5 protein-coding genes are annotated in these 2,090 nt (G+C 49.7%); 3 read left to right on the top strand and 2 right to left on the bottom strand.

What is annotated here, in order from left to right; all coding sequences use genetic code 11:
* The coding region (locus ACLW56_RS25160) for an HNH endonuclease (RefSeq protein WP_330986325.1) at positions 1-432 on the top strand (432 nt) is incomplete at its 5' end.
* Position 433: 1 nt separating this feature from the next.
* The gene (locus tag ACLW56_RS25155; RefSeq protein WP_330986324.1) at positions 434-712 is read left to right on the top strand and encodes a hypothetical protein; all 279 of its coding nucleotides are present in this window, start codon (positions 434-436) and stop codon (positions 710-712) included.
* A gap of 78 nt (positions 713-790) precedes the next feature.
* Here ACLW56_RS25155 and ACLW56_RS25150 read toward each other — a convergent pair whose 3' ends face one another.
* Both ACLW56_RS25150 and ACLW56_RS25145 read right to left on the bottom strand, forming a co-directional pair.
* Complete coding sequence (locus ACLW56_RS25150; RefSeq protein WP_330986323.1) at positions 791-1,102, bottom strand: SymE family type I addiction module toxin; 312 nt, start codon at positions 1,100-1,102, stop codon at positions 791-793.
* A gap of 73 nt (positions 1,103-1,175) precedes the next feature.
* Positions 1,176-1,538 carry a helix-turn-helix transcriptional regulator gene (locus ACLW56_RS25145; RefSeq protein WP_330986322.1) on the bottom strand — a complete coding sequence of 121 codons (363 nt, stop codon included), beginning with the start codon at positions 1,536-1,538 and terminating at the stop codon, positions 1,176-1,178.
* Positions 1,539-1,671: 133 nt separating this feature from the next.
* Here ACLW56_RS25145 and ACLW56_RS25140 point away from each other — a divergent pair.
* Positions 1,672-2,090 (top strand): CHC2 zinc finger domain-containing protein (locus tag ACLW56_RS25140; protein ID WP_330986321.1); only part of this gene is annotated, 419 nt, incomplete at its 3' end.

Here is a 2,090-nt window from a genome sequence, read left to right as displayed (position 1 = left end):
GACCCGATAGGGCTAAGAGGCGGTACCAATCCTTATAGTTACGTATCGAATCCGCTGAAATGGATCGATCCGCTTGGGTTGTGTAAGGGAGACGGTAGTGCCTATTCTACAGCCTATGAAATGAGGCTTTCTAAAACGTCTTATCCCGGTGTATCACGAGCCCGACACTTTCAAGAAGCAAATGAATCCCTGTTAAATGCAATGGAGTCTGATCCGGGCTTTGCCAGCCAGATGCAAAACTTGGGTGTAAACCTTGAAAGAACTCCAACTGGACTCGCTCCCAGACAACCACCTGCTGGTTGGACGTGGCATCATGAACTGGACGAAGGAACTATGCGGCTTGTCCCCCGTTCTCAGCACACCCCTGGAAGCGAATACTGGAAAGCTCTACATCCTGATGGTCACGGCGGGTATGCCGTCTGGGGAAAATAAAATGAAACTACGTGAAGTTATTAATCAATTAGATAATTTTAACAGTGACGATACTGTTTATGCTAAACAACCATGGACACCAGACTCTGAAGCAGTAGTTGCAATGGAACCTGATAATGGTGGCATACCAAATGAGGCTAAAAAAATTAATGCAGAATATTTTCTAGAAATATTTTTGGCACAAGAGTTCATAGAAGGATGGCTGTCAAATTTAGATGAGCCGCCTTCAGAAACAGATAAATGTTTTAGGCTGATAGAATATGCAGAAAATGATGCATAAACATCACGCCATATAATAAACATGCAAAAGCCGGGTAAGAATTTACATCTTCCCGGCTCTTTTATTACCCGCAACCCGCTAAGCAACCAGCGCCTTCATCCCCATCGCCGCCTCTTTAAACTGGTAAAGCTCAGCCTTCAGGGCCTGCACTTCACTGGTATCCGCAATAATCGTCAGCACGCCATCTGATATTTTCACCGTCACGCCCGTCCCGGTATCAAACCCCGCTTCCTTCAGCCAGTCGCCTTTAAGGGTCAGACTCGGGTGGCGGGAATAATAGCGTGTCCGGAATGTTTTGGGGTCGGCGTGCCGCGCGGTTATATAACTCACCTGGTAACGGCGCTGCGTTTTGGAAATCTTCCGTTCTGCCGTAGAATGCTTCTCAGCCATAATTAACTACCTCTTTTAGTTGCTTGTGGTCAGCGGCGTTATCGTGTTCCACCACGTTAGCGCCGCGTTCATTTTATCGTTTTCCTGTGATATTCATCACTTGTTCAACCATTGCCTTCTTAACGAAACTGTCAAGAACAGCAATCAGCGCCTGCTGGTCAGTGTCCGGCAGAAGATCGGCCTTCTGCCATAGCGCATGCAGGGTATGGTTACGCACCTTGACCTCTTCAGATACCGCCTTACGGCCAACCAGTTCATCCATCGAAACCTGAAGCACATCTGCAATGTTAATAACAGTATCCAGGTGCGGAGCGCTAATCCCTTTTTCCCAACGGTTGTAAACCCGTGGATCAACGTTAAGTAACTCCGCCAGACGAACCTGGCTCAGGTTACGGGCTTCACGCAACAAGCGAAGGCGTTCTGCAAAAGCTGACATATCAATACCTGCACACAATGAAGTTATGGTGTTCATTGTACGGCCCTCTTTTTATTTGCCTGTTGCATAACAACTCAATGGTGAATATTATAATCTACTATATAGTCCATTGACAAGGTTTTAGAGGTATCAGATGGCCCGCATCCCCGAAGCAGAATTACAGCACCTGAAAGCCGCCGTCTCCCTGGTTGCCGTGGCGAAAGCGCAGGGGCGCAAGCTGTTCAGAAAGGGAAAAGACTTCGCGGTGCTGTGCCCGTTCCACGACGAGAAAGAGCCGTCCTGTATCCTCTCTCCGGCCAAAAATCTGTATCACTGCTTCGGCTGCGATGCCGGTGGCTCGGTCATTGACTGGCTGATGCACACTGAAAAACTCAGCCTGCGTAAGGCGGTGGAACGGCTGCGCGGTGAGCTGGGCGACAATCCTTCCGTTCAGCCGCTGGTTGCCTCGTCCGCCGCTGTCGCTCAGGATGAAGCGGGCCGTCAGGCGCTGCTCTCGCGTGTGGCGGCGTTCTATCACCACACGCTGCTCAACGCCCCGGAAGCGATGGTCTA

The organism is Pantoea sp. sgz302252, from assembly GCF_047713085.1.
GTDB lineage: Bacteria > Pseudomonadota > Gammaproteobacteria > Enterobacterales > Enterobacteriaceae > Scandinavium.
This window is presented reverse-complemented; position numbering and strand designations above follow the sequence as displayed.